Annotated in this window: 25 protein-coding genes; 8 read left to right on the forward strand and 17 right to left on the reverse strand. The window is 67.8% G+C overall.

Annotated elements, in window-relative coordinates; all coding sequences use genetic code 11:
- Positions 1–131 precede the first annotated feature (131 nt).
- The 3 genes from C8P69_RS14150 to C8P69_RS14160 all read left to right on the forward strand — a co-directional run bounded on the left by C8P69_RS14150 (position 132) and on the right by C8P69_RS14160 (position 5,451).
- A complete protein-coding gene (locus tag C8P69_RS14150; RefSeq protein ID WP_108178059.1) occupies positions 132–3,659 on the forward strand; it encodes an indolepyruvate ferredoxin oxidoreductase family protein in 3,528 nt (1,175 codons plus the stop codon).
- A 327-nt stretch (positions 3,660–3,986) separates the two neighbouring features.
- Complete coding sequence (locus C8P69_RS14155; protein WP_108178060.1) at positions 3,987–5,114, forward strand: serine hydrolase domain-containing protein; 1,128 nt, start codon at positions 3,987–3,989, stop codon at positions 5,112–5,114.
- 103 nt (positions 5,115–5,217) lie between these two features.
- Positions 5,218–5,451 (forward strand): hypothetical protein, encoded by a 234-nt coding sequence (locus C8P69_RS14160; protein ID WP_108178061.1) that lies wholly within the window; start codon positions 5,218–5,220, stop codon positions 5,449–5,451.
- A gap of 13 nt (positions 5,452–5,464) precedes the next feature.
- Here C8P69_RS14160 and C8P69_RS14165 read toward each other — a convergent pair whose 3' ends face one another.
- Entirely contained in the window at positions 5,465–6,613 is a 1,149-nt protein-coding gene (locus C8P69_RS14165; protein WP_170118245.1) for a GNAT family N-acetyltransferase, read from the reverse strand.
- A 109-nt stretch (positions 6,614–6,722) separates the two neighbouring features.
- The gene (locus C8P69_RS14170) at positions 6,723–8,525 is read right to left on the reverse strand and encodes an IlvD/Edd family dehydratase (protein WP_245902038.1); all 1,803 of its coding nucleotides are present in this window, start codon (positions 8,523–8,525) and stop codon (positions 6,723–6,725) included.
- A gap of 181 nt (positions 8,526–8,706) precedes the next feature.
- Here C8P69_RS14170 and C8P69_RS14175 point away from each other — a divergent pair, with 181 nt between their 5' ends.
- From C8P69_RS14175 to C8P69_RS14185, 3 genes are read left to right on the forward strand one after another with little or no spacing between them, the layout of a single operon-like run.
- On the forward strand, positions 8,707–8,979 hold the full coding sequence (locus C8P69_RS14175; RefSeq protein WP_108178064.1) for a type II toxin-antitoxin system VapB family antitoxin: 273 nt from the start codon (positions 8,707–8,709) through the stop codon (positions 8,977–8,979).
- Complete coding sequence (locus tag C8P69_RS14180) at positions 8,976–9,365, forward strand: type II toxin-antitoxin system VapC family toxin (RefSeq protein WP_245902039.1); 390 nt, start codon at positions 8,976–8,978, stop codon at positions 9,363–9,365. The genes C8P69_RS14175 and C8P69_RS14180 overlap by 4 nt, the downstream gene beginning before the upstream one ends.
- A gap of 30 nt (positions 9,366–9,395) precedes the next feature.
- Positions 9,396–10,577 (forward strand): pyridoxal phosphate-dependent aminotransferase, encoded by a 1,182-nt coding sequence (locus C8P69_RS14185; RefSeq protein ID WP_108178065.1) that lies wholly within the window; start codon positions 9,396–9,398, stop codon positions 10,575–10,577.
- A 183-nt stretch (positions 10,578–10,760) separates the two neighbouring features.
- Here C8P69_RS14185 and C8P69_RS14190 read toward each other — a convergent pair whose 3' ends face one another.
- The 7 genes from C8P69_RS14190 to C8P69_RS14220 form a co-directional block, all read right to left on the reverse strand.
- On the reverse strand, positions 10,761–11,264 hold the full coding sequence (locus tag C8P69_RS14190; RefSeq protein ID WP_108178066.1) for a hypothetical protein: 504 nt from the start codon (positions 11,262–11,264) through the stop codon (positions 10,761–10,763).
- Entirely contained in the window at positions 11,261–11,815 is a 555-nt protein-coding gene (locus C8P69_RS14195) for a permease (protein ID WP_245902040.1), read from the reverse strand. The genes C8P69_RS14190 and C8P69_RS14195 overlap by 4 nt, the downstream gene beginning before the upstream one ends.
- Before the next feature lie 110 nt (positions 11,816–11,925).
- Entirely contained in the window at positions 11,926–12,888 is a 963-nt protein-coding gene (locus C8P69_RS14200) for a tellurite resistance TerB family protein (protein WP_108178068.1), read from the reverse strand.
- An 81-nt stretch (positions 12,889–12,969) separates the two neighbouring features.
- Positions 12,970–13,599, reverse strand: a complete 630-nt coding sequence (gene eda, locus C8P69_RS14205) for a bifunctional 4-hydroxy-2-oxoglutarate aldolase/2-dehydro-3-deoxy-phosphogluconate aldolase (protein WP_108178069.1) — start codon at positions 13,597–13,599, stop codon at positions 12,970–12,972.
- Positions 13,600–13,661: 62 nt separating this feature from the next.
- Positions 13,662–14,024, reverse strand: a complete 363-nt coding sequence (locus C8P69_RS14210) for a nuclear transport factor 2 family protein (protein ID WP_108178070.1) — start codon at positions 14,022–14,024, stop codon at positions 13,662–13,664.
- A 28-nt stretch (positions 14,025–14,052) separates the two neighbouring features.
- Positions 14,053–14,565 carry a hypothetical protein gene (locus tag C8P69_RS14215; RefSeq protein ID WP_108178071.1) on the reverse strand — a complete coding sequence of 171 codons (513 nt, stop codon included), beginning with the start codon at positions 14,563–14,565 and terminating at the stop codon, positions 14,053–14,055.
- A gap of 79 nt (positions 14,566–14,644) precedes the next feature.
- Complete coding sequence (locus tag C8P69_RS14220) at positions 14,645–15,124, reverse strand: Lrp/AsnC family transcriptional regulator (protein ID WP_108178072.1); 480 nt, start codon at positions 15,122–15,124, stop codon at positions 14,645–14,647.
- A gap of 121 nt (positions 15,125–15,245) precedes the next feature.
- Between C8P69_RS14220 and hppD the strand changes: the two genes are divergently transcribed.
- Together hppD and C8P69_RS14230 are read left to right on the forward strand one after the other, a co-directional pair.
- Positions 15,246–16,376: a 4-hydroxyphenylpyruvate dioxygenase gene (hppD, locus tag C8P69_RS14225; RefSeq protein WP_108178073.1), complete on the forward strand. Its 1,131-nt coding sequence runs from the start codon at positions 15,246–15,248 to the stop codon at positions 16,374–16,376.
- A 79-nt stretch (positions 16,377–16,455) separates the two neighbouring features.
- Positions 16,456–17,580, forward strand: coding sequence for a hypothetical protein (locus tag C8P69_RS14230; protein ID WP_108178074.1), 1,125 nt, complete (start codon positions 16,456–16,458; stop codon positions 17,578–17,580).
- Between the two features lie 10 nt (positions 17,581–17,590).
- On the opposite strand, the gene C8P69_RS14235 is transcribed toward C8P69_RS14230, so the two are convergent.
- The 8 genes from C8P69_RS14235 to C8P69_RS14270 all read right to left on the reverse strand — a co-directional run bounded on the left by C8P69_RS14235 (position 17,591) and on the right by C8P69_RS14270 (position 25,611).
- A complete protein-coding gene (locus tag C8P69_RS14235; RefSeq protein WP_108178075.1) occupies positions 17,591–18,592 on the reverse strand; it encodes an ABC transporter ATP-binding protein in 1,002 nt (333 codons plus the stop codon).
- The gene (locus tag C8P69_RS14240) at positions 18,589–19,572 is read right to left on the reverse strand and encodes an ABC transporter ATP-binding protein (protein ID WP_108178076.1); all 984 of its coding nucleotides are present in this window, start codon (positions 19,570–19,572) and stop codon (positions 18,589–18,591) included. Before C8P69_RS14240 ends, C8P69_RS14235 begins: the two co-directional genes overlap by 4 nt.
- 6 nt (positions 19,573–19,578) lie before the next feature.
- Positions 19,579–20,547 (reverse strand): ABC transporter permease, encoded by a 969-nt coding sequence (locus C8P69_RS14245; protein WP_108178138.1) that lies wholly within the window; start codon positions 20,545–20,547, stop codon positions 19,579–19,581.
- 14 nt (positions 20,548–20,561) lie between these two features.
- Positions 20,562–21,545 carry an ABC transporter permease gene (locus tag C8P69_RS14250; protein ID WP_108178077.1) on the reverse strand — a complete coding sequence of 328 codons (984 nt, stop codon included), beginning with the start codon at positions 21,543–21,545 and terminating at the stop codon, positions 20,562–20,564.
- 94 nt (positions 21,546–21,639) lie between these two features.
- On the reverse strand, positions 21,640–23,253 hold the full coding sequence (locus C8P69_RS14255; protein WP_108178078.1) for an ABC transporter substrate-binding protein: 1,614 nt from the start codon (positions 23,251–23,253) through the stop codon (positions 21,640–21,642).
- Between the two features lie 135 nt (positions 23,254–23,388).
- A complete protein-coding gene (locus C8P69_RS14260; RefSeq protein ID WP_108178079.1) occupies positions 23,389–23,688 on the reverse strand; it encodes a cupin domain-containing protein in 300 nt (99 codons plus the stop codon).
- A gap of 3 nt (positions 23,689–23,691) precedes the next feature.
- On the reverse strand, positions 23,692–24,144 hold the full coding sequence (locus C8P69_RS14265; protein ID WP_108178080.1) for a hypothetical protein: 453 nt from the start codon (positions 24,142–24,144) through the stop codon (positions 23,692–23,694).
- Positions 24,145–24,222: 78 nt separating this feature from the next.
- Positions 24,223–25,611 carry a serine hydrolase domain-containing protein gene (locus C8P69_RS14270; RefSeq protein ID WP_245902041.1) on the reverse strand — a complete coding sequence of 463 codons (1,389 nt, stop codon included), beginning with the start codon at positions 25,609–25,611 and terminating at the stop codon, positions 24,223–24,225.
- Positions 25,612–25,722 lie beyond the last annotated feature (111 nt).

Genomic DNA, 25,722 nt, shown 5'->3' on the forward strand with positions numbered 1-25,722 from the left:
GTTGCGCCCGCCCTGCCGAGAACGAAATCGACAGAACGATTCCAATGTGACAGCGTTCTTGACCTAAGCGGCGATGAACAGCCGCGACGATTCCGGGCCTACCGGGCCCAGAAGGTCATGAGGAGACCGCGATGGCGAAGGCACCCCCAGCTTCGGCCGATCTCGCCAACAGCTTGCGCTTCGACGACGTCTCGCTCGACGACAAATATGACCTGACGAAAGAGCGAGTCTTCCTGACCGGCGTGCAGGCGCTGGTGCGCCTCACGCTGATGCAGAAGGAGCGCGACCGCCGCGCCGGGCTCAACACCGCCGGCTTCGTCTCCGGCTATCGCGGCTCGCCGCTCGGCGGCCTCGACCAGGCCTTCTTCAAGGCCCAGCGCAATCTCCTCGCCAGCGACGTGATCTTCACCCCCGGCCTCAACGAGGATCTCGCCGCCACCGCCGTCTGGGGCACCCAGCAGGCCGAGATGCGCGGCGAGGGCAAGTTCGATGGCGTCTTCGGCGTCTGGTACGGCAAGGGCCCGGGCGTCGACCGTTCGGGAGACGTCTTCCGCCATGCGAACCTCGCCGGCACCTCGCCGAATGGCGGCGTCCTCGCCCTCATGGGCGACGACCACACAGCGGAATCCTCCACGGTCGCGCACCAGTCGGAATTCCACTTCGTCGACGTGATGATGCCGATCCTGAACCCGGCCGGGGCGCAGGAGATCCTCGACTACGGCCTCTACGGCTGGGCCATGTCGCGCTTCTCCGGCACCTGGACGGCGCTCAAATGCATGAAGGACACGGTGGAATCCACCGGCGTCGTCGACGGCTCCGTCGACCGCGTGAAGATCGTCCTGCCCGGCGACGACGAGTTCGTCATGCCGCCCGGCGGCATCTCCATCCGGCCGAACGACGACCGGCACGAGCAGGAAATGCGGCTGCACATGTACAAGCGCGCCGCGGCCCTCGCCTTCATCAAGGCCAACAAGCTCAACCGCATCATCACCTCAGGCGGCCGCCAGCCGAAGATCGGCATCATCACCACCGGCAAGAGCTATCTCGATGTCCGCCAGGCGCTCGACGAGCTCGGCATCGACGAGGTGAAGGCCAACGATCTCGGCCTGCGCCTGTTCAAGATCGCCTGTCCCTGGCCGCTCGACCCGGCGGAGCTGCGCGCCTTCGTCGCCGGCCTCGACCTCGTCGTCGTGGTGGAGGAGAAGCGTTCGCTGCTCGAGGTGCAGGTCCGCGAGGAGCTCTACGGCCACTCCCACCAGCCCATCGTCATCGGCAAGAAGGACGAGAGGGGCGAATGGCTCTTCCCCGTCCATGGCGCCCTCGACCCCAACGACGTCGCCATCTGCATCGGCGAGCGGATCCTCAAGCATGTCGGCCACAACGACCAGATCGCCGCCAATGTCGCACGCCTGAAGGGCGCGCAGGATGTCCTGAAGACCACGCCGGTCATCGCCACCCGCATCCCCTATTTCTGCTCGGGCTGCCCGCATAACACCTCGACCGTCGTGCCGGAAGGCATGCGCGCCTATGCCGGCATCGGCTGCCATTACATGGCGCTGTGGATGGACCGGAACACCGAGGGCTTCACCCAGATGGGCGGCGAGGGCGCCAACTGGGTCGGCGAGGCACCGTTCTCGAAGCGCGGCCATGTCTTCCAGAACATCGGCGACGGCACCTACAACCATTCGGGCTCGCTGGCGGTGCGCTTCGCCGTCGCCTCGAAGGTGAACATCACCTACAAGATCCTCTTCAACGACGCCGTGGCCATGACCGGCGGCCAGCGCCACGAGGGCGGCCTGACCATGCCGATGATCGCCGCGCAGATGCGCGCTGAGGGCGTCGAGCGCATCGCCGTCGTCACCGACGAGCCGGACAAATATGCCGGGCACGGCATCGCTTTCCCGACCGGCACGACCATCGACCACCGCGACGATCTCGACCGGGTGCAGAAGGAGCTGGCTGAAGTCGGCGGGGTCTCCGTGCTGATCTACGACCAGACCTGCGCCGCCGAGAAGCGCCGCCGCCGCAAGCGCGGCACGTTCCCCGATCCAGTGAAGCGCGTCATCATCAACGAGGCGGTCTGCGAGGGCTGCGGCGATTGCGGCGTGGCCTCCAACTGCGTCTCGGTGCAGCCGCTCGACACCGAGTTCGGCCGCAAGCGCACCATCGACCAGTCGTCCTGCAACAAGGACTTCTCCTGCGTGAAGGGCTTCTGCCCGAGCTTCGTCACGGTGCATGGCGCCGAGCCCAAGAAGGGCCAGGCCATGGCCGTGCAGGCGGACATTTCCGCCCTGCCCGACCCGGTCATCCCGACCATCGAGCACACCTACAACGTCCTCATCGAGGGCGTCGGCGGCACGGGCATCGTCACGGTCGGCGCCATCCTCGGCATGGCCTGCCATCTCGAGAAGAAGGGTGTCGGCCTCATCGACATGGCGGGCCTCGCCCAGAAGGGCGGCGAGGTCTTCTCGCACATGCGCATTGCCCGCCTGCCCGAGGACATCCACTCCATCCGCGTCCATGCCGGCTCGGCCGACCTCGTCCTCTCCGGCGACATCGTCGTCGCCGGCGGCAAGAAGTCCCTCGCCGCCATGAAGCCGACCACCAAGGTGGTGGTGAACACAGTCGAGACCCTGCCCGGCCAGTTCACCCGCGACGCCAATTTCTCGCTCCCCTCGGAGCGGCTGAAACGGGCGATCATCGGCCATGCCAGCCGCGAGACGACGCATCTGGTGGACGCCCAGCGCCTCGCCACGGCGCTGATGGGCAATTCCATCGCTACCAACCTCTTCCTCGTAGGCTACGCCTACCAGATCGGTGGCCTGCCGCTCACCGCCGCCGCCATCGAGCGGGCCATCGAGCTCAACGGCGAGGCGGTGAAAATGAACATCACCGCCTTCCGCTGGGGCCGCCTCTGCGCCCATGACCGGGCGGCGGTGGAGGCCCTCGTCGCGCCGGTGACGAAGCCGACCGGCATCGAGACCCTGTCGCAGACGCTGGACGAGGTCATCGCCCGCCGCATCGACCAGCTCACCCGCTACCAGAACGCGGCTTACGCCGCGCGCTATGCGGGCCTTGTCGAGACGGTCCGCAAGGCGGAGGCCGAGAAGGCGCCGGGCAAGCAGGGCCTCACGGAGGCGGTCGCCCGCTTCCTCTACAAGCTCATGGCCTACAAGGACGAGTACGAGGTCGCCCGGCTCTACACCGACGGCAATTTCCTCAAGCAGGTGGCCAAGACCTTCGACGGCAAGGACCTGCGCTTCGAGTTCCACCTCGCCCCGCCGCTCCTCGCCCGCCCCGATGACGGCGGCCGTCCCCGCAAGATGAGCTTCGGGCCGTGGATGATGAAGGCGTTCCGGGTTCTCGCGGCGCTGAAGGGCCTGCGCGGCACCGCCTTCGACATCTTCGGCTACACCGAGGAGCGCAAGACCGAGCGCCAGCTCATCCGCGACTACGAGGCGCTGGTCGCCGAGATCGTCGCGAAGCTGACGCCCGACAACCACGCGCTCGCGGTCGGCCTCGCCTCGATCCCGGAGAAGATCCGCGGCTTCGGCCACGTGAAGGCGCGCCATCTCGAGGTGGCGAAGAAGGAAGAGGCCGCCCTGCTGGCCGAGTTCCGCTCCGGTCCGACGCCCGAGGTCAAGCTCGCGGCGGAGTAAAAGGTGGGCCCGGCTGGGCGACCTGCATAACGGAAGTGCGTCCTTCGAGGCTCGCTGTCGCTCGCACCTCAGGATGAGGACGGTGGAGCGCTGCATGAGGGTCGCACGCGCAGTCTTGCGCACTGCGCGAGGCCTTTAAATCCGTCTGCCGTTCATCACCCTCCCTCATCCTGAGGTGCGAGCGACAGCGAGCCTCGAAGGACGCACTTCATCCCTGCAGCCCTGTCGTCCCCGCTCCCGCTGCAGGGCCCCGCCCCATCGGCCGCCTATCCCGCCCCCCTGTTTCATGGCAGAGACAAACTCCCCGCGTCTCGGACGGACCCTGCCATGACCTCGCCCTTCACCCCCTCGCCCGTGGCCGCTGGCTGGGAGACCGTCGCTCCCGCCGAGGCCGGCTTCAACCCCGCGAAGCTCGCCGCCGCGACCGCCTTCGCCGAAGGGGCCGAGAGCCCCTGGCCGATGAGCCTCTACTATCCCGACGGGCGCTATGTCGGCATCGTCGAGTGGAACGAGACCGGCCCCTGGAGCGCCATCGTCGGGCCCGTCATCCCGCGCGGGAAGCCCGCAGGCGTCATCGTCAAGGGCGGCCGCATCGCCGCCTCCTGGGGGGATGTCTCCCGCGTCGACATGACCTTCTCCATCGCCAAGAGCTATCTCGCGGTGCTCGCAGGTCTTGCCGTCGATGACGGCCTGATCCGCCTCGACGACCCGGTGGCGAAAACCGTCGACGGCCCGCACTTCGCCTCGGCCCACAACGCCAAGATCACCTGGCGCCACCTCCTCACCCAGGCGAGCGAGTGGGAGGGCGTGATCTTCGAGAAGTCCGACCAGGTCGACCATAATCGCCAGATCGGCGCCGGCGCCGACAACAGCCGCAAGGGCGAGAAGCGGGAACTGCGAGAGCCGGGGACCTTCTACGAATACAACGATGTCCGCGTGAACGTGCTCTCCTACGCCCTGCTGCGCCGTTTCGACCGGGCGCTTCCCGAGGTGCTGAAGGAGCGGATCATGGATCCGATCGGCGCCTCCGACACCTGGCGCTGGCACGGCTATGAGAACTCGTGGGTCGACCTCGGCAACGGCCGCAAGGCCCAGTCCGTGCCCGGCGGCGCCCATTGGGGCGGCGGCATCTTCATCTCCGCCCTCGACCATGCCCGCCTCGGCCTCCTGATCGGCCGGCAGGGCGAATGGGGCGGCCGCCAGCTCCTGTCCAAGGCCTATATCGCCGAGATGCTGGCGCCTTCCGCCACCAATCCCGACTACGGCTTCCTGTGGTGGCTGAACCGCGGCAAGGCGCGCTATCCCGCCGCCACCGAGCGCAGCGTCTTCGCGCTCGGCGCCGGGTCCAACATCATCTGGGTCGAGCCGGAGAACGACCTCGTCGTGGTCGGCCGCTGGGCGGACCAGACGAAGTTCAACACCTTCTTCGATCATGTGATGGGGGCGCTCGCCTGACGGCTGCCGGCGCAGCTTTCCCCATCACCCCCTTGCCGCGGCTTGATCCTGTCGCCATTTCAGGCGACAAGACGCGGCACTTCAGCGCAGACGGGAACCACCCATGGCCTCTGCCGGCTCGACCAACTGGACCAATGTCGTCAACGTGCTCGGCGCGACGATCATCGTCGGCTCGGAGGCGGTGGGCGCCGGCGGCGCCACCGGCTGGGCCGTCGCCAGCCTGATGAAGCTCGGCGACCAGGCCGTCCTCGTCTCGACGGTGGTCGGGGTCGGACTCGGCATTCTCGCCACCATCGCCTTCCTGCGGTCGGCCTATCGCGCCGAGCCCTTCCGCTGAGGCCCGCGGGACCTCAGGCGTAATCCTTGCGCATGTATTGGACCTTGCGGTCCTCCATCTCCTTCACGGTGGTGCGCACGAAGCCGCGCCGCGCATACCAGTCGATGCGCTGCACCAGCTTGAAGTTCGTGTAGAGCGTCACGAAGGGCGCCCCGAGGTCGCGCAGCCGCCGCTCGGAAAAGCGCAGGATGGCATCGCCATAGCGCTTGCCGTGATGGCGCGGATGCACCGCCAGCGAGACGATCACCGGCTCCTCCCCCATCTCGATGACGGCGCAGGCGGCGATGTCCCCGTCCTCCTCCGCCACCCAGATCTCCTGCGTCGCCATCGCCTCGGCATAGTCCACCATGCGCGGGAATGAGACGGCGCCGGTCAGCGTCTCGTTCGGCAGGTAGGCTGCCTCCTTCAGCGCGGTGATGGCCGGTACGTCGCGCAAGGTGGCGCGGCGAAGCGTCAGGCCGCCCTCCTCGGCGGTCAGCTGGTTCATCACCGCGAGGCTCACCTTCTGCTGGCCAGCCGCGTCGAAATTCTCCGGCGCGAGCCAGCGGGTGAAGGCGAGCCGCCGCTGCGGCCATTCGCAATCCAGCATGGAGAACCAGGCGGTGTCGCGGTTGGCGCCCTTGGCGATCATGTGCTGGCGGAACAGGCCCTCGAAGGAGAAGCCGAAGCGCAGGGCCGCCTTCTTGGAGGGCTCGTTGAGGTCGTTGCACTTCCACTCGTAGCGGCGATAGCCCAGCGTCTCGAAGACATAGGTCATCAGCAGGAACTGCGCCTCGGTCGCGGCCGGGGTGCGCTGCAGGGCAGGCGTGTAGAGGATCGAGCCGACCTCGATGACCCGGTGTGTCGTGTCGATGCGCATCAGCGAAAGCCAGCCGATGGCGCGATCGTTGAGGTCGGTGATCGCCCAGTAGACGGGATCATTGGTGCCGGCGGCGATGGTCCGCACATGGGCGTCGAAATCGGCCTTCTGCGCATAGGGGCCCGAGAAGAGATAGGCCCATTGCCAGGCCGCCTCGGGCCCGTGCGACAGCGCGTAGAGCCCGTCCGTGTCGCGGGCGGGATGGAGCGGCCTCAGGGCGCAGTATCGGCCCTTGAGCGTGACGTGGGTCGGGCGCGGAGCCGGATGGGTGTCGACGGGAAAGCCGAAGGTCGGGGCGGTCAAGGAGCGGCTCCGGGATGCGAACAAGGTACCGCCGAAAAACGTCGCGCGGCGAAGGCCGCGCGACAAATGCCTTTTGGTGATGGCGGGGATCGCCGGAGGCGATGGCCCGTCAGTGATTGTCGCGGGGGATGCCACGCTTCTGGGCGATCTTCTGGTATTTGACCGCCGGCTTCAGCACCATGCCGTCGGAGAGCTGGCTCACCATCGAGCGCTGGATCTCCTGCCAGGGCGTCTGGCTCTTCGGCACCTTGAAGCCGCCATTGGCCTTGAGCTCGGCCATGCGCGCGGTGAACTCCTCCTCGGAGATGAGGATATTGGCCGAGCGCTTCTTCAGGTCGATGCGCACCCGGTCGCCGGTCTTCAGCACGGCAAGCCCGCCGTTGGCGCCGGCCTCGGGCGAGGCATTGAGGATGGAGGGCGAGCCGGACGTGCCGGACTGGCGGCCATCGCCGATGCAGGGCAGGTCGCGGATGCCCTTCTTCAGCAGCGCGGCTGGCGGCTGCATGTTCACCACCTCCGCCGAGCCGGGATAGCCGAGCGGGCCGACGCCGCGCACGAAGAGGATGCAGGTCTGGTCGATCTTCAGCGCGGGATCGTCGATCCGGTGGTGATAGTCCTCAGGCCCCTCGAAGACGATGGCACGCCCCTCGAAGGCGTCGGGGTCCTTGGGGTTCGACAGGTAGCGCTTGCGGAAGTCGGCGGAGATGACGCTCGTCTTCATGATGGCGCTGTCGAAGAGGTTGCCCTTCAGCACGATGAAGCCGGCATCCTTCACCAGCGGCTTGGCATAGGGGCGGATCACGTCGGGATCGGTGATGACCGCGTCCTTGACGTTCTCGCCCATGGTCTTGCCGTTGGCGGTGATCGCATCGCCATGGATCTTGCCGGCCTTCAACAGCTCGTTCATCACCGCCGGCAGGCCGCCCGCACGGTAATATTCCTCGCCGAGATAGGCGCCGGCCGGCTGCATGTTGACCATGAGCGGCACCTCGTGGCCGACCGTCTCCCAATCCTGGATGTCCAGCTTCACGCCGATATGCTTGGCGATGGCGTTGATGTGGATCGGCGCATTGGTCGAGCCGCCGATGGCGGAATTCGCCACGATGCAGTTCTCGAAGGCCTTGCGGGTGAGGATGTCGGAGGGCTTCAGGTCCTCCCAGACCATGTCGACGATGCGCTTGCCCGTGGCGAAAGCGATCTGGCCGCGCTCGCGATAGGGCGCCGGGATGGCGGCGCAGGAGGGCAGCGACATGCCGAGCGCCTCGGCCAGCGCGTTCATGGTCGAGGCCGTGCCCATCGTGTTGCAATGGCCGATGGAGGGCGCCGACTTGGTGACGACGTCGATGAACTCGTCATAGGTGATGGTGCCGTCGGCCTGGAGCTTGCGGGCCTCCCAGACGACGGTGCCGGACCCGGCGCGCTTGCCGTTCCACCAGCCGTTCAGCATCGGGCCGCCCGACAGGACGATGGCGGGGATGTTGACCGTGGCGGCCCCCATGACGAGGGCCGGCATGGTCTTGTCGCAGCCGGACATCAGCACGACGCCATCCATCGGATAGCCGTAGAGGATCTCGACCAGCGACAGGTACTGCAGGTTCCGGTCCAGCGCCGCGGTCGGGCGCTTCAGCGTCTCCTGGATCTGGTGGACCGGGAATTCCAGCGGAATGCCGCCGGCATCGCGGATGCCGTCCTTCACGCGCTGGGCGAGCTCGATGTGGTGGCGGTTGCAGGGCGAGATGTCGGAGCCCGTCTGGGCGATGCCGATGATCGGCCGGCCGGAGCGCAGCTCCTCGACGGTCAGGCCCCAGTTGACCGTCCGCTCCAGATAGATCGCGGTCATTCCCGGGTTTTCCGGATTGTCGAACCACTGCCGCGAACGCAGGTTCTGGGGCTTCATCTTGCGGCGGGCCATGCCCTTCCTCCCATGTTGCGCTGCGAAGCGTTCAATCGATTGAAGTGCTTGCCGCGTCGTCGTTTCCGCGATTTGAGCGCGCGTCTCCGCCGATTGCAACGGCAAAAGAGAGGGAGGCGACATGCGGGCGCGCGGAACTTGTGATATGCTGCGGCAGCATATGCTTCCGGAGGATTAGGCCATGGCCATCACGGTTCGGAACAAGGCCTTGGAAGAGCGGATCAAGCGGATCGGCCGCCAGCGGGGCATCGGGCCGACCGCCGTGATCACCTGGGCGGTCGAAACCGCTGACAACACGCCAGTGGCGCCGCTACCGCCCGAAGAGGTCGAGCAGCGGATGAAGGCTCTCGATGAGATCACGCAGCGCATTCGTGCGAAGATCACCGATGCGGATCGCGCGACAATGAAGTCCATCGAGGACGACATGTATGACGAGTTCGGCCTGCCAAAATGATCGTCTGCGACACGTCGGCCCTCATCGCGATCCTGAAGGTCGAGCCTGAGTCCCTCGCGTTCCGGCGTGCGATCGCAGAGGCAAGGCCAATCGCCATGCCTGCTTCGGTCTATCTGGAAGCCGCCATGGTCGCCTATGGCCTCAAACTTGGACGCGAGGAGTTGGACGCCATCATCGCCGCCTCGACCATCGCCTTCATCCCGCTCGACGAACCCATCGCCCGCATCGCGGCCGACGCCTTCGCCCGCTATGGCCGTGGTACCGGCCATCCAGCCGCCCTCAATTTCGGCGATTGCATCAGCTATGCGACGGCCAAACATCTCGATTGCCCACTTCTGTTCAAGGGCGACGACTTCCGGCATACGGATGTGAAGGCTGCCCTCTAGCGCGGCCGTGACGCCAGCCGGAAACGCACCATGACCTTGCAGACCGTCGCCAATTTCGACCGCATCGGCGAGGAGAACGCCTTCGCCGTCCTCGCCCGCGCCACCGCGCTGATGCGGGCCGGCAAGGACGTCATCAATCTCGGCATCGGCCAGCCGGATTTCGCCACCCCTGAGAACATCACCGAGGCCGCCATCAAGGCGATCCGCGACGGCCATCACGGCTACACGCCGGCCAACGGCATCCTGCCCCTGCGCGAGGCGGTGGCCGCCGATCTCGACAGGCGGTTCAAGGTCAGCGTTTCGCCGGAAGAGGTGATGATCGTCCCCGGCGGCAAGGTCACGATGTTCATGGCGATCCTGATGTTCGGGGAGCCGGGCGCGGAGATCCTCTATCCGGATCCGGGCTTCCCCATCTATCGCTCGATGATCGAGTACACGGGTGCGACGCCGATCCCGGTGCCGATCCGCGAGGAGAACGGCTTCGCCTTCTCCGCCGACGAGCTCCTGTCGCTGATCACGCCGAAGACCCGCCTCGTCATCGTCAACTCGCCGGCGAACCCCACCGGCGGCGTCACCCCGAAGGCCGAGATCGACAAGCTGGTGAAGGGGATGGAGCGCTTTCCCGACGTCGCCATCATGTCGGACGAGATCTATGACCAGATGGTCTATGACGGCGAGGAGCATGTCTGCCTCCTCTCCTACCCCTCGATCCGCGACCGCACGATCCTGCTCAACGGCTGGTCCAAGACCTATGCCATGACCGGCTGGCGCCTCGGCTACTCGGTCTGGCCGGGCAAGCTCTACGAATATGCCCGCAAGCTCGCCGTGAACTCCTTCTCCTGCGTGAACGCGCCCTCGCAATACGCGGCACTCGAGGCCCTCACCGGCCCGCAGGACGCGGTGGCGAGAATGGTCGCCGAGTTCGACGCCCGCCGGAAGCTGGTGGTCGAGGGCCTGAACAAGCTGCCCGGCGTCTCCTGCATCGTGCCGAAGGGCGCCTTCTACGCCTTCCCCAACATCAAGGAGACCGGCTGGAAGGCGAAGCCGCTGGCCTCGGCGCTGCTTGAGGATGCGGGCGTCGCCACCATCGGCGGGCCGGATTTCGGCGTCCATGGCGAGGGCTATATCCGCCTATCCTATGCCAATTCCGCTGAGAACATCCTCAAGGCGCTCGACCGGATGAAGGGGTTCCTGGAGCGGCGGAATAGCTAAGCGGCTCTGGATGCGCGGCGTGTGGACTGGCCCAATGGCAAAGGCAATTCGTGGATGCCCGGCACAAGGCCGGGCATGACGCGAAGAGGTCAGTGGCAGACCGTGGCCTCGCAGGCTCGGGAAGCTCCGTCCGTCATGCCCGGCCTTGTGCCGGGCATCCACGACTTTGGGCCGGGAGAACCGCTAGCCCCGCCCGGTCAGCAGCATCACGCCCCAGGCGGTGAGGATCGGCAGCGGCAGGGAGGCGGCGACGCGGAGCCACACGACCCGTGTCGGCATCACCGGCAGCTCCCAGACGATGAGCCGCTGGAAGGCGAAGAGCGCCCAGGCCGTCACATAGGTCATCACGGCGAGATAACCCGCGCCGCTCTTCAGCGCCGTCGCGCCGATGGCGAAGCCGATCACCGGCCCGCCCGGCGTGAGCGCCCCGGCCAGCGTCGCGAGCAGCAACCCCGTCACGCCGGAATCTGGGCCGAGCCAGGACCGCACCACGTCCTGCGGCAGCAGCGCGGCCAGGAAGCCCGAGCCGATCACGCCGATGGCGAGCCGCGGGATCAGGTAGAGGAAATCGAGCACGCCATGGCGCGCCGCCCCTGAGAGCACCTCCGGCCCCTTGCGCCAGGCGAACAGCGCCAGCACCGCCGCGATCACCCACAGCGACAGCGTGACGGCGAGGGTGGCGCTCATCGCGGCCCTCCCGGCACGATGCGGGCGAGCCAGTGGGCGCCGAGCCCGGCGAGGATCGGCAGCGGCAGCGACACGATCATCCGCGTCGTGACGAAATCGACGCCAAGGAACGGCGCTTCCCAGATGATCGCGCGGTTGAGCCCGATCAGCGTCCAGCTGGTGACGAAGGCGACGGCCGGCCCGACGCCCGCGCCGATGGCCAGCAGCGCTCCGGCCAGCGGATAGATGGTGAAGGGCCCACCCGGCATGATGGCGCCAACCGCGGTGGCGATGACGAGGCCCGTGACCCCGGAATCCGCGCCGATCCAGCGCGAGACGAATTCGCGCGGCAGGACGGCGGCGACGAAGGCGCCGATGAGGCAACCGGCCAGCACCTTCGGCAGGATGTCGAGGAAGAGGATGGAATCCTCGGTGAGGATATGGGTGAGGCCGGCGACACCCTCGCGACGGAAGACGATCACCGCGCCCGCGATCACCAGAGCCAGGACGAAGAGCGTCGAGCCGTCGATGAGGCTGCGCGGCTTCTGGGGAGGCGGGTCTGTAGCTGACAAGCAGGGGCCGGATCGATGCGGATTGCCGAGGGCGATCTCGTCACCGTAGCGGCCTCTCCGCCGCGCCGGAACGGGCGCGGAGGCGTATCAGGCGTGCAGCAACGGCCCGGTCAGGCGCGCGCCGCCTTGGCTTCGGCCGCCGCCTGGTCGAGATGCGCGACGAGCGAGGGCTCGAGCCCCAGCGCCGCCGCGAAGTCACGCAGGAACTGCGCCTCGGCCGCCGTGTCGACCTCCATGCCGAGATGGGCGGCGATATAGGCCTGCGCCTTCATCTCGTCGGTGGTGCAGGAGGCCGCGATGATTGTCATGCTTACCGGTGCGGCGAGCGCCCCGTCGAGGAAGCTCTTCTCCGCCTGGCCAAGCCCCATGGTCTCCAGCTGCCCGACGATCATCGCGCGCTCATCCGGCGACATCTCGCCATCCGAATAGGCGGCGGCCACCATGGAGCGCAGCAGGATTTCCGCCGTGTCCTGGATGGTGCCACCGGCCTCGGCATAGCCCTGCGGGGCCTGTCCCATGCCGAGCAGCGAGGTCACGTCGTTGATCGTGCCCTGCACCACCGGCTTGCCCTGCTGGTAGTTGCGCAGCGCCACATAGGCGAGGCCCCCAATGGCCGCGAGGCCGCCGACCTGCACCGCCGTGCCGGCAATCTTGCGGCCCGCACCGGTGCCGAGCAGCAGACCCGCGAGCGTGCCGACCGCGGCGCCGCCGCCGAAGCCACCGGCGTGCTTCTGCAGCACCTCGGCCGCCTGGCCGAACATGCCGCCGGCGCCGCCCTGCCCCTGCGCGGTGCGCAGGGAGGTCATCAGCTGGTCGAGGAGATTGCCGCCGGGCGCACCGGGAGTTGCCGGCACCGAGGGGACAGCCGGCTGGGGGAACCCGGTCTGGCCCGGCACGCCGGCCGACGGCTGGCCGCGCCCCTGCGCCTGCTGCAGCACTTCGCCGATCTGGCCGAGGAGACCGCCGCGCTGGCCCTGGGCCATGCCGGCGATCTGCCCGAGGAGGCCACCGCCGCCGCCCTGCTGCGTGCCGCCCGAAAGGACTGAGGTAAGGATCTTGGCGATGTCGGTCACTGGTGCCTCCTGTGCGCCCCTCCCCGAGGTATGCATGAGGATTGCGACAACAAGTGCGACAGTTCGCGCAAGCGGGCGCAGTCAGGGCCGAAGCGCCCGCGCCTCCGCGGCAAGGCGGGTGATGCGGGCGAAGTCGCCGCTTGCCAGCGCGTCGTCCGGCACCACCCAGGAGCCGCCCACCGCGCCGACATTGGCAAGCGCCAGATAGGAGGGCGCCTTCGCGGCATCGATGCCGCCGGTCGGGCAGAAGACGAGGCCCGGCAGCGGGCCGGAGAGGCTCTTGAGGAAAGCCGCACCGCCCGAGGGCTCGGCCGGGAAGAACTTGAGGGCGGTGAAGCCATAGGCCGCAAGCGCCATGGCCTCGGTCACCGTGGCGCAGCCCGGCAGCACCGGCACCGGGCAGGACGACAGCCCGACTGCGAGAGCCGCGGGCGTGCCCGGCGAAACCAGGAACCGCGCCCCGGCGGCGGTTGCCACCTGGATGTCCTCGACCCGCGTGATGGTGCCGGCGCCGACCACCGCCTCCGGCACCTCGCGGGCGATCTCGCGGATGGCGGAGAGCGCCTGCGGCGTGCGCAGCGTCACCTCGATGACCGGCAATCCGCCGGCCACCAGCGCCCGGGCGAGCGGCACCGCGACGCTGGCGTCCTTGATGGTCAGGACGGGAATGACGGGAGCGGCGGCAAGCAGCGGGCGGGCATCGGCAAGCATGGCGGTCTCACTGGTATGGAAGATACCTAGCACCGCGCAGGGGCAGGCGGGAAGGCCGGGCGTCAGCGGATGGTCGCCGGATCGTAGAAGAACCGCTCGCGTTGGATCAGCTCACCGCGCCAGGTCTGCAGCGCAATCTCGTCGAAGCGGCGCGTCGATCCGTCCGGCAGCGTGAAGTCGAAGATCCAGTGGATCGCCACCTGGTCGCCGTCGATCAGCAGCGCCTGCGGCGGGTGCGTATGGACCGACGCCACCCGCGCCAGGGCAGCCTTCTCATGGGCGATCAACGCGGCCTTGCCGACCCGTGGCGGGGCGAGGTTCTCCTGCATGGAGGCATCCTCGGCATAGAAAGCCTCGATCGCCCCGACATGATCGCCGGAGACGACCATCGCCACGAAGCGCTCGACGGTGTCGCGGGATGGCATGGTTTTCGGCTCCGTCGATGGGACAGCGTCAGTTCCGGTTGGCCAATCCGTTCGCCTGGCGCTGCGCCCGGATCGTCTCACGCTGGGCAACGATCTGCGCGCGGAATTGCTCCATCCCGGTGCGCACGGTGCGGCTCGCCTGCGGAAACTCGGCCGGCGAGGTGAAGCGGTCCGGGTTCGCCCGATCATAGGCCATGACCGCCTGCAGCGTCCGGTCGAGGGCCGGAATGTCGCCGAAGGCATGTTCGTTGACCGGCCGGCCCACCACCTCGGACAGCGAGGCGAAAAGCGCGGGATCGCGGTCGCGAGGCAGGTCGGGGCGGGCAGCGAGATGGGTGCGGTAGCGCAGCTGGCCGAGATAGAAGACGAAGACCGCCTCGTCGCGGCGGCCGGCGCGCATCAGGTCGGCGGCGCGGCGATAGTAGCCGGCGGGATGGTCGCCTTCGACGCCCTGAAGGAGGGCCGCCTCGCCGGAGGCGAGGACAGGACGGCCGGCAGCGAGAACCAGGGTGGCGAGGATCAGGCGGCGGGACGGGATCATAGCAAGGGCTCCGGATCGTTCCGCGGCGATCTAGGCCCGCTTCGTTTCAGCCGCGCGGCGCGGCGCGGATGGCTTCGTCTCAACGCCCGGTGAGCGGCAGGCGCGGATCGTCCTTCAGCGTCTCCAGCACGATGGAGGAGCGCACCCGCGCCACGCTCTCATGCGGCAGCAGCACCTCGTTGACGAGGGTCGACAGGCCCTTGAGGTCGCGGACCACGAGTTTCAGCAGGTAGTCGGCATCCCCCGTCATGGCGTGGGCTTCCTGGACCTCCGGCATGGCCCGCACGAGATCGGCGAAGCGCCGGGCATTGAGGCCGGAATGGGTGGCCAGCGACACGAAGATGAAGACCGCGACGCCGAAGCCGAGGCGGCTCGCATCGAGATCGGCGCGGTAGCGGCGGATGAGACCCGCCTCCTCCAGCCGCTGGCGGCGCCGCGACACCTGGCTCGGCGATAGCCGCACGAGGTCGGCCAGCTGCTGGTTGGTTCGTGCGCCATCTTCCTGCAAGGCATCGAGAAGCCGCAGGTCGAAGCCATCGATCTCGACAGAAGCGTTCATCGCAGCAGTCAATCACGCACGATCCATGCACGCAATAGGGACCAACGCCCTCCGATCTCACGCTCCTTGCAGTGGAATCGCACGATACTGATCCCATCCGGCCACCCCCGAGGAGGATGCCATGGGTCCGTTCCCGCACGATGCCCCGCCCGCCGAGATCAGCGCCCACAACCCCATGGGCACCGACGGCTTCGAGTTCGTCGAGTTCGCCCATCCCGATCCGGCCGAGCTCGGCCGCGTGCTGGAACTGATGGGCTTCCGCCCCGTCGCCCGCCACCGCTCGAAGGCCGTGACGCTCTATCGCCAGGGCGACGTGAACTACATCGTCAATGCCGAGCCGGACAGCTTCGCCGCCGCCTTCGCCGCCGAGCATGGCCCCTGCGCCTGCGCCATGGCCTTCCGGGTCAGGGATGCGAAGTATGCCTATGAGCGCGCCATCGCGCTCGGCGCCGAGCCCTATATCGGCAAGGTCGGCCCTATGGAGCTCTCCATCCCCGCGGTGCGCGGCATTGGCGGCTCGCTGCTCTATTTCGTCGACCGCTACGGCGACAAGGGCTCGATCTACGACGTCGATTTCGTCTGGACGGGCGAGCGCGACCCGCACCCGGAACAGGCGGGCCTCTACTATCTCGACCACCTCACCCACAACGTCCATCGCGGCCGCATGGATTTCTGGGCCGGCTGGTACGAGAAGCTCTTCAACTTCCGCGAGATCCGCTTCTTCAACATCGAGGGCAAGCTGACGGGCCTCATCTCTCGCGCCCTCACCTCGCCCTGCGGCAAGATCCGCATTCCCATCAACGAGAGCCTCGACGACAAGAGCCAGATCGAGGAGTACCTCCGCGAGTACAAGGGCGAGGGCATCCAGCACATCGCCTGCGGGTCCCGCGACATCTACGCGACCGTCGAGGCGCTGCGGGCGAACGGCCTGCCCTTCATGCCCTCGCCGCCGGCCACCTATTACGAGAAGGTCGATGCCCGCGTGCCCGGCCACGGCGAGCCGGTGGACCGCATGCAGGCCAACGGCATCCTCATCGATGGCGAAGGCGCCGTGGCGCTCGGCGAGAAGGAGGGCCGCATGTCGCGCGTCCTGCTGCAGATCTTCTCCGGTACGGTGCTCGGGCCGATCTTCTTCGAATTCATCCAGCGCAAGGGGGACGACGGCTTCGGCGAGGGCAATTTCCGCGCCCTGTTCGAGTCGATCGAGGAGGATCAGATCCGCCGCGGCGTCATCGGCGACAAGGCAGCCTGACGCAATCCGTGACACATGCGGGGCTGATTCATGCCCCGCGATGGGTTAGGAAGTCCGTATCGCCCCCCGGTCCGGTCCCATGCTTCTGATCGACGCCGCCGCCAAGGTCGTCTTCGACTGGCGCCGCCGAAATTTCCTGTTGCTGGTCTTCGCCGCCATGCTGGTGAAGACCGGCATCTGGCACATCCCGAACATCAACGAAACGATCGCCTTCGCGCGCAATCCCTTCGTTGTTCCGTTCGACGATCCGCTCAAGCAATATCTGCTGACCAACTGGCTCTCGCCCTTCATCGCCTGGGCCATCGGCGCGACCTCGGACGCCGGTTTCGCGCTGCTTCACCTCGGCTTCGCCGTCGCCTTCACCGCGCTCTTCACCTGGCTCTGCTTCCATCGCCTGCCCGAGCGCGAGGCGCGGATCGCCATGGTGATCTTCGCCTCCCTCCCCGCCTCGACGACGGCCTATTTCTGGGTGGGGATGGACGGGCTGACCCTGCTCCTCATGCTGACTGTGGCGGCGAGCGACAGACGCCCATGGCTCGCCGGCCTGTTCGGCATCGCCCTCGGCCTGCAGCATTTCGAACAGGGCTTCGTCGGCCTGTCGGTCCTCCTCTTCGCCGTCCTCTTCGCCGCCCGCCTGCAGCAGGACGAGGAGGCCTATCCCTGGCGCGCCGTGGCCTTTGCCTGGATGGGGGTGATCCTCGGCAAGATCCTGCTCGTCCTGATCTTCTGGAAGGCCGGCATGGACGTCGCCGGCCGCGACACCTGGTTCATCACCCATTGGCGGATGCTGCAGGACCAGTTCTGGCTCCACACCCAGGTGGTGGTCTGGTCCGTGCTGGGCCCCGGCTGGTTCATGGCTATGCGCTATGCCGACAGGGGACGGCGGAGCCTGCCCTTCTTCCTCGCGCTCTTCGGCGTGCTGCCGCTGCTCATGTTCGTGGGCGACCAGACACGCGTTCTCGCCATCGTCACCTTCCCGCTGATTCTCACCTTCTGGCTTACCCAGCGCAGCGTCCTCGCCGAGGTCACCCGCCTTCAGGCGGGCGGCCTTCTCCTGCTGTGGCTGGTGATCCCGTGGGTCTGGGTCTGGGGCGGCCAGCCCAGATGGTCGGTGTTCCCCTATGGGATCGCCTTCGCCATCGGCAAGCTCACCGGCTGGTACCAGCTCCCGGCCGTCGATATCGGCGATTGGCCGTTCCGCTAGTGGCGGCGGCTCACGCCGCCAGCCGCCCCTCGGTCACGGCGTGGCAGGCGACGGTCCCCAGCGCGTCCGTCACCGAGGCCGGCACCTCGGTGCGGCAGCGGCCATTGGCGAGCGGGCAGCGCGGATTGAACGGGCACCCGGCCGGCGGGGTGATCGGGTTCGGGATCTCGCCGAGCACGGGCTTGCGGGCCCGGCCCGTCATGTCGAGGTCCGGCACCGCGTCGAGCAGCATCCGCGTATAGGGATGGCGCGGCGCGGCGAAGAGCTGCCGGCCCGGCGCCACCTCGACGAGGCGGCCGAGATACATCACGCCGATCCGTGTCGCCATGTGCCGGACGACCGCGAGATTGTGCGAGATGAACAGGTAGGTCAGGCCGTACTGGTCCTGCAGGTCGCGCATCAGGTTGAGGATCTGCGCCTGCACCGACACGTCCAGCGCCGAGGTCGGCTCGTCGCAGACGATGAATTCGGGGCGCGAGGCGAGCGCCCGGGCGATGGCGACGCGCTGGCGCTGGCCGCCGGAGAATTCGTGCGGGAACTTGGTGCCGTCGGCCGGGTCGAGGCCGACGGTGCGCAGGAGCCGTCCCACCTCCTCGGCGATCTCGCGGGAATCGCTCATCAGGCCGAAGGCGCGGATCGGTTCGGCGATGATGCGGTCCACCCGCCAGCGCGGATTGAGCGAGGCGAAGGGCGACTGGAAGATCATCTGGATCTTCGAGCGCACCGCCTTCAGCTTCGCCGGATCCTTCGTCGAGGCCATGTCGACGCCGTCGATCAGGACCGAGCCGGCAGAGGGCTCCAGCAGGCCGACGACCATGTTGGCGACGGTCGACTTGCCCGACCCCGATTCGCCCACCAGCGCGAAGGTCTCGCGCTTGCCGATGGTGAAGGAGACGTCCTGCACGGCGCGCAGCAGCCGGCGCTCCTCGCGCTCCAGCACGCGGTTCAGCCAGGGCTTCGAGACGTCGAAGGTCCGCGACAGGTTGCGGACGGTGACGAGCGGCTCGCTCATGCCGCCTTCTCCTGATCAGAGGAATGGAGCCAGCAGGCGACTTGGCTTGCGCCGACCGGGATCGGGTCCGGCCGCTCGTCCCGGCAGCGGGCGAAGACAGCCGGGCAGCGCGGATTGAAGGCGCAGCCCTTCGGGATGGCGGTCAGCCGCGGCATCGAGCCGGGGATCTGCACCAGGCGGTCGGAGGTCGCATCCAGCGACGGGATCGAGCCCATGAGGCCCTGCGTGTAGGGGTGCTTCGCCCGCTTGATGACGTCCTGCACCGGGCCGATCTCGGCGATGCGGCCGGCATACATCACCGCGACGCGGTCGGCCGTCTCGGCGATCACGCCCATGTCGTGGGTGATGAGCATGACGGCGGTGTTGTGCTGTTTGCAGAGGTTCTTCAGCAGCGAGATGATCTGCGCCTGCACCGAGACGTCGAGCGCCGTGGTCGGCTCGTCAGCGATGACGAGCTCCGGCTCGGCGCAGAGCGCCAGGGCCAGAACCACGCGCTGGCGCATGCCGCCGGAGAACTGGTGCGGATAGGCGTCGATCCGCTTGTCCGGCGCCGGGATGCCGACCTCGGTGAGGAGGTCGATGGCCCGCGCCCGCGCCTGCGCCGTCGTCAGGGTCGTGTGCGTCTGGATCGTCTCAATGAGCTGTTCGCCGACGCGATACAGCGGATTGAGCGAGGTCAGCGGGTCCTGGAAGACCATGCCGACGCGCTTGCCGCGCACCTTGCGCATGGCCTCGGGCGGCAGGTTGTCGATGCGCTCGCCCTTCAGGAGGATCTCGCCGCCGGCAATGCGCCCGGGCGGCTCCAGCAGGCCGATGACGGCAGCGCCGGTCATCGACTTTCCGGCGCCCGATTCACCGACGACGCCAAGCACCTCGCCCGGCGCGATGTCGAAAGAGATGCGGTCCACGGCGGTGAGCGTGCCGCGGCGGGTGGGGAATTCCACGACCAGGTCGCGGACGGAGAGGACGGGTGTGGTCATCGCCGCTCACCTCAGCCTGGGATTGAGGGCATCGCGCAGCCAGTCGCCGAGCAGGTTGATGGAGAGCGCCAGAAGGACCAGCGCCAGCGCCGGGAAGAACAGGATCCACCACTCGCCGGAGAACAGGTACTGCTGGCCGAAGCGGATCAGGGTGCCGAGCGAAGGCTGGGTCGCCGGCACGCCGACGCCGAGGAACGACAGCGTCGCCTCCTCGATGATGGCAAGCGCCAGGTTGATGGTGGCGATGACCAGCACCGGCCCGGTGACGTTCGGCAGCACGTGCCGCGCCATGATGAACAGCGCCGGCCGGCCCATGACGCGGGCGGCCTGCACATATTCCTTGTTGCGCTCGACCATGGTCGAGCCGCGCACGGTGCGGGCGTATTGCGCCCAGTTGGACAGGCCGATGGCGACGATCAGCACCCAGATCGCCATCTGCTCGTGATGCGAGGGCGGGATGACGCCGCGCGCCACGCCGAAGAACAGCAGCGCGATCAGGATGGCGGGGAAGGAGAGCTGGATATCGGCGACGCGCATGATGAAGGCGTCGGTCCGCCCGCCGACATAGCCGGAGATGAGGCCGAGGCCGACGCCCATCACCACCGAGAAGGCGACCGACAGGAAGCCGACGAAGAGCGACACGCGCGAGCCGTAGAGGATCGCCGAGAACAGGTCGCGACCCTGGTTGTCGGTGCCGAGCCAGAACACCGTGTTCGAGCCCATGCCGATGTCGCCGGGCTTGGTATAGGCATCGAGCAGGTTGATGGCCGCGGGGTCGAAGGCGTTCTGCGGCGCGATCCAGCCGGCGCAGAGCGAGGCCGTGAGCAGCAGCACCGTCATCGCGGTCGCGACGATGGCGACCGGCGAATGGCGGAAGCTCCAGGCGAGGTCGCTGTCCCAGGCCTTGGCAAGACGGGCGCGAAGGGTCACGCGCGGCGGCGTGGCGGGAACGACGGGGGGTGTGTCGGTGGTCATGGTCATGGCCAGCCTCAATGCGCCGAGGCCGGACCCGCGCCGCGCAGGCGAGGATCGAGGGCGAAATAGAGCAGGTCGACCACCAGATTGGTGACGACGAAGACGAAGGCGACGAACATCAGGTAGGCGGCCATGACGGGGATGTCGACGAACTGCACCGCCTGGACGAAGAGCGCGCCGAGGCCGGGCCACTGGAAGACGCTCTCGGTGACGATGGCGAAGGCGATGACGCCGCCGAGCTGCAGGCCGGCAATGGTCATGACCGGCACCATCGTGTTCTTCAGCGCGTGGCGGAACCAGATGACCCGGTCCGGCACGCCGCGGGCACGGGCGAACTTCACATAGTCGGTGCGCATGGTCTCCAGCATCTCGGCGCGCACCAGGCGCATGATGAGGGTGAGCTGGTAGAAGCCGAGGGTGAGCACCGGCATGACCAGCGACTTCAGGCCGGAGGTGGTGAGCAGACCCGTGGACCACCAGCCGAGCTGGACGACGTCGCCCCGTCCGAAGGAGGGAAGCCAGCGCAGCTCCACGGCGAAGAGCCAGATGAGGCCGATGCCGATGAGGAAGGTCGGCAGCGACACGCCGACGAGCGACACCGACAGGATGACGTGGGAGAGCCAGCCGTTGCGGTTGATGGCGGTGTAGACGCCGAGCGCGATGCCCACCACCAGGGCGAACAGCGCCGAGAGCAGGGCGAGCTCGACGGTCGCCGGCAGGCGCTCGGCGATCAGCGCCGAGACGGGGCGGCCCTGGCGATAGCTGACGCCGAATTCGAGCCGCGCCGCATTGCCGACGAAACGGATGAACTGGACGGGGATCGGGTCCTCGAGGCCGAGGTCGCGGGCAAGCTGCGCGCGGTCCTCGATGGTGGCCTCCTGGCCCACGAGGTTCGACACGGGGTCGCCGATGAAACGGAACATGGAGAAGGCGACGAAGGCGACCGCCAGCATGACGAGGATGGCCTGCGCCAGGCTTTTGACGACATAGGCGATCATGAACGCAATCCGCCCGGAAAAGACATCAAGGGATGGCTGAAAAGATCAGCCCCCTCCCGTCGCCGGGAGGGGGCCGCGATGCCGTGACGGCGGATCAGGAGCCGGCGAAGCGGAACAGCTTGAACCAGGCGCCCGCGTCCGGATGGACCGGCACTTCGATGCCGCCGCGCGAGGCGTGGCTGATCGACTGCAGGTGCAGCGGAATGTAGATGGCCTGGTCACGCAGCTGCTTCTGGATGTCGGCGAGCTCGGCGTTGCGCTTGGCGATGTCCGGCATGGTCTGGAGGGCCAGCATGCGGGCATCGAGCGACGGGTTGGAATAGCGGGTGCCGTTCCAGGTGCCGTTATTGGCCGTGCGCGTATGGTAGAGGAAGGTCAGGACGTACTCGGCGTCATAGGTGGGGATGCCCCAGCCGACGAGGTAGAAGTCCAGCTCCTGGCGCTGCAGCTCGGGGAAGTGCTGGGCCGCCGGCTTCGCCACCATGTTGGTGCGGATGCCGATCTGGCCGAGCATGGTCACCACCGCCTGGCAGATGTTCTCATCCGAGACGTAGCGGTTGTTGGTGCACTGGAGCGTCACCGAGAACCGGGTGTTGCCCTCGCTGGCGCGGCGGGGATAGCCGGCCTCGTCCAGCGCGCGGTTGGCCGCGGCGGGGTCGAAGCGCGGGATCGCCGCGAGCTCGGCCGAGTAGCCGGAGATGAAGGGCGAGCCGATATAGCCGATGGGCTGGCCCTGGCCGCGCATGACGACGCGGGTGATCGCCTCGCGGTTGATCGACACGTTGATGGCGTTGCGCACGCGCACGTCGGCGAAGGGGTTGCGACCCTTGATGTCCGACGACTTCAGCTCGGCATCGCCGACGTTGAAGCCGAGGAAGATCACGCGGTTCTCGGGGCCCGAGGTGACGCGGATGCCCTGGCTCTGCTGGAGACGGGCGATGTCCTGCACCGGCACGTCATGGACCACGTCCACTTCGCCGGAGAGCAGCGCGGCGATGCGGGTGGCGTCCTGCTGGATCGGCACGACGATCAGCTCGGTCACCTGCATCGGGAACTGGCCCTTGCCCCAGTAGTCCGCGAACTGGCGCATGACGGTGCGCACGTCCGGCTCGCGCGAGACGAGGGTGAAGGGACCGGTGCCCATGGCGTTGCGGGTGGCGCCGTTCTCGGCCCGCTCGCGGATGTTCTGCGGATCGGCGGCGTTGTTCGCCTCCGACCAGGCCTTGGACATCATGAAGATGTTGGTGAGGTTCTCGACCAGCAGCGGGTTCGGCGCCCGCGTCTTGATGCGGATCGTGTGGTCGTCGACCTTCGTGACGCTCTCGATCGAGGTCAGCAGGCCGCGATAGTCGGAGGTCGGCTTGCGGGCGCGCTCGAAGGAGAAGATCGCGTCGTCGGCGGTGAAGGCGGTGCCGTTGTGGAACTTGACGCCCTGGCGGAGCTTGAACTCCCACACCGTCGGATCGTCGGGGAGGATGCGCCACTCGGTGGCGAGGGTGGCGACCAGCTTGCCGTCATAGCCGCGGATGACCAGCGGCTCGTAGATCTGGTGCACGAGGTTGGAGGTCGGGCCGATATTGGCCGACATCGGGTCGAGCGTCTGGGCATCGACCGAACGGGCCCAGCGGATGGTGCGGGCATCGGCCGCCGTGACGAAGGCCGCGGCAGCCAGCATCGCGCCCGCAAGGAGCTTCAATCCGAAACGCATAAAATCACCTCTCTGGAAAGAGCCGGGTCTCGGCCCGGTTTCTGAGAGGGATTGTAAACAGCGCGTTAGGGGCTGTCATCGCCAAGTCACGGACGAAATGTCGCGTTGACTTGGCCGATGCAACCGGGAGCCGCGTCAGGGCTTGATCTCGATCTCGATGAAGGCGAAGTCGCGCCCGGTGATGTTGATGATGTTGTGGTTGACCCCTTCCTTGCGGAAGTAGGGCTCGTGGGTCTTCATCTCGTACTCGCCCGACGTGCCGTCGGCGAGTTCGGCGATCAGCTTCCCGTCGGCAAGCGGCACCACGACATAATCCCAGCCATGGGTGTGCCAGCCGGTCTCCGCTCCGTCCTGGAAGTTCCAGCGCGTCACCTTGACCTTGTCGTTGTCGATCATGACCTGCGGATCGGCGGGCGGGCGGCAGGTGAAGGTCATGGGTCAGGTCCTTTCAGGGATGGGCAGCCCGGCCGAGCGGCCGGCGATGAGCCAGGAAACGAGGGCACCGCAAAGGCCAGCGCCAAGCGTCACGGCAATGCGGGCGGTGGTGAGGACCGGTTCCTCGCCGAGGATCGGGTCGGGCACCTCCTGCGGCGCCTGCCACCAGGTCCAGCCGAGCACCGCCGCGGCGGCGAGAAGGCCAAGGCCCAGATGGAGCGCCAGCGCCCGCCAGCGCATCACCTCGGCGAGCAGCAACACGAGCAGCAGCGGCCAGAGCATCCGCGCAGCGAGGAAGGTGAAGAAGCCGATGGCGGCAGCCCCCGCCAGCGGTTCGGGCAGGCCGCCCTTGTTGAGGTCGAGGATGACGACCATCGCGGCGGCGACCGCCAGCCCGGCGATGAAACCGATGGCGACGCGCAGGAGCCGGACGAGATAGGACCCGAAGCGATTCATGGCGCGAGACTAGGCGTCCGGCGCCGGCCGGGGTAGCGGCCGGGCGGCATGGCTGCCGCACCGGCCTTCGTGCGGGGGTCAGCGCACCAGCGCCCCGTAGATCAGGTTCTTGAACAGCATCCGCGTATGGGTGCGGTTCGAGGGCCCCTGCGCCATCAGGATGCCCACCACGCCCTCGCGCGGATCGATGGTGAAGCTGGTGCCCCAGGCGCCCGCCCACATGGCGTCACCCGTCGAGCCCGGCGCCACCGCGAACCCGTCCTGCCGCCGCACGGCGAAGCCGAGACCGAAGCCATAGCCGGGTCCGGTCGAGGCGGCCGTCGTGCCGCCCATGCCGATCAGGTGGTCGGAGAGCATGAACTCTACCCACTTGGTCGAGACGAGCCGACGGCCCTCGAAGGTGCCGCCATTGAGGATCATCTGGGCGAACTTGAAATAGTCGTCGGCCGTGGAGACGAGGCCGGCGCCGCCCTTGAAGTACTGGCCGTTGTCGGCCGGGTTCTCGAAGATGCGGTAGGCGCGCCACATGTCGGCCTTGGCCGGATCGGCATCGAGCGCCTCGGCGAGGCGGGAGCGACGCCCTTCCGCGACGAACCACGTGGTGTCGCGCATGTCGAGCGGGTCGAGGATCATCTCCTTGATGAGGATGTCGAGCCGCTTGCCGCTGACGCGCTCCAGCAGCAGGCCGAGCACGTCCGTGGAGATCGAATATTCGAAATTGGTCGCCGGCTGATGCACCAGCGGGATCTGGCCGAGGCGGCGCAGCATCTCGTCGCCGGTGATGTTGGCGGTGCGCGCCTCGATGTTCTGGTCGTCGAGGAGCTGCTTCAGCCGCGGCGAGCGCACGGAACCGGCATAGGTGAAGCCTGAGGTGTGGCGCAGCAGGTCCTGCACGGTGATGGGCCGGGCGAGCGCCACGTCCTCGGTCGTGGTGGTGCCGTCGGCATTGCGCCGCTCGACCTGCACCTTCATGTCGCGCAGCTCGGTGAGCCAATTGGAGATGGGGTCGCCGAGCTTCATCTTGCCCTGCTCGATGAGCATGACCGCTGCCGTCGACACGATCGGCTTGGTCATCGAGGCCAGCATGAAGAGCGTGTCGCGCGTCATCGGCTGGGTCTTCGCCGCGTCGCGGAAGCCGTGCGCCTCGAAATGGATGATGCGGCCGCGCCGGGCGATCAGCGTCACCGCGCCGGGGAACATGCCGCGGTCCACCTGCTCGCGCATGACCGGGGCGATGCGGGCGAGCCGCTCGCGTGAGAAGCCCATGATGGTCTCCTCCCCCCGCCCGCGGCGTCCCTCGCGCTCGAAACGGCCGCCGCGGTCCATGCCAGGCCCGCGCTCGAAGCCGCGATCATCCCGGCCGGGACCCGGCCCCATCTGGGCGATGGCAGGCGCAGAGGCCGCGATCAGCGCGGCGGCGATGGTGGCGAGGCTGAGCCTTCGTGCAGGCAGGCGGCCGTGCGACATGAAATCCTCCCGGGATGTGATGAGCGTCCGGTCTTGGCGCCGGATGGACGAAGCTCATCACCGGGGAGGATGGGGGTCAAGGACGGCGGGCAGCATGCCAGCCGCCCGGCG

It is taken from the genome of Phreatobacter oligotrophus (genome assembly GCF_003046185.1).
Classification (GTDB): domain Bacteria; phylum Pseudomonadota; class Alphaproteobacteria; order Rhizobiales; family Phreatobacteraceae; genus Phreatobacter; species Phreatobacter oligotrophus.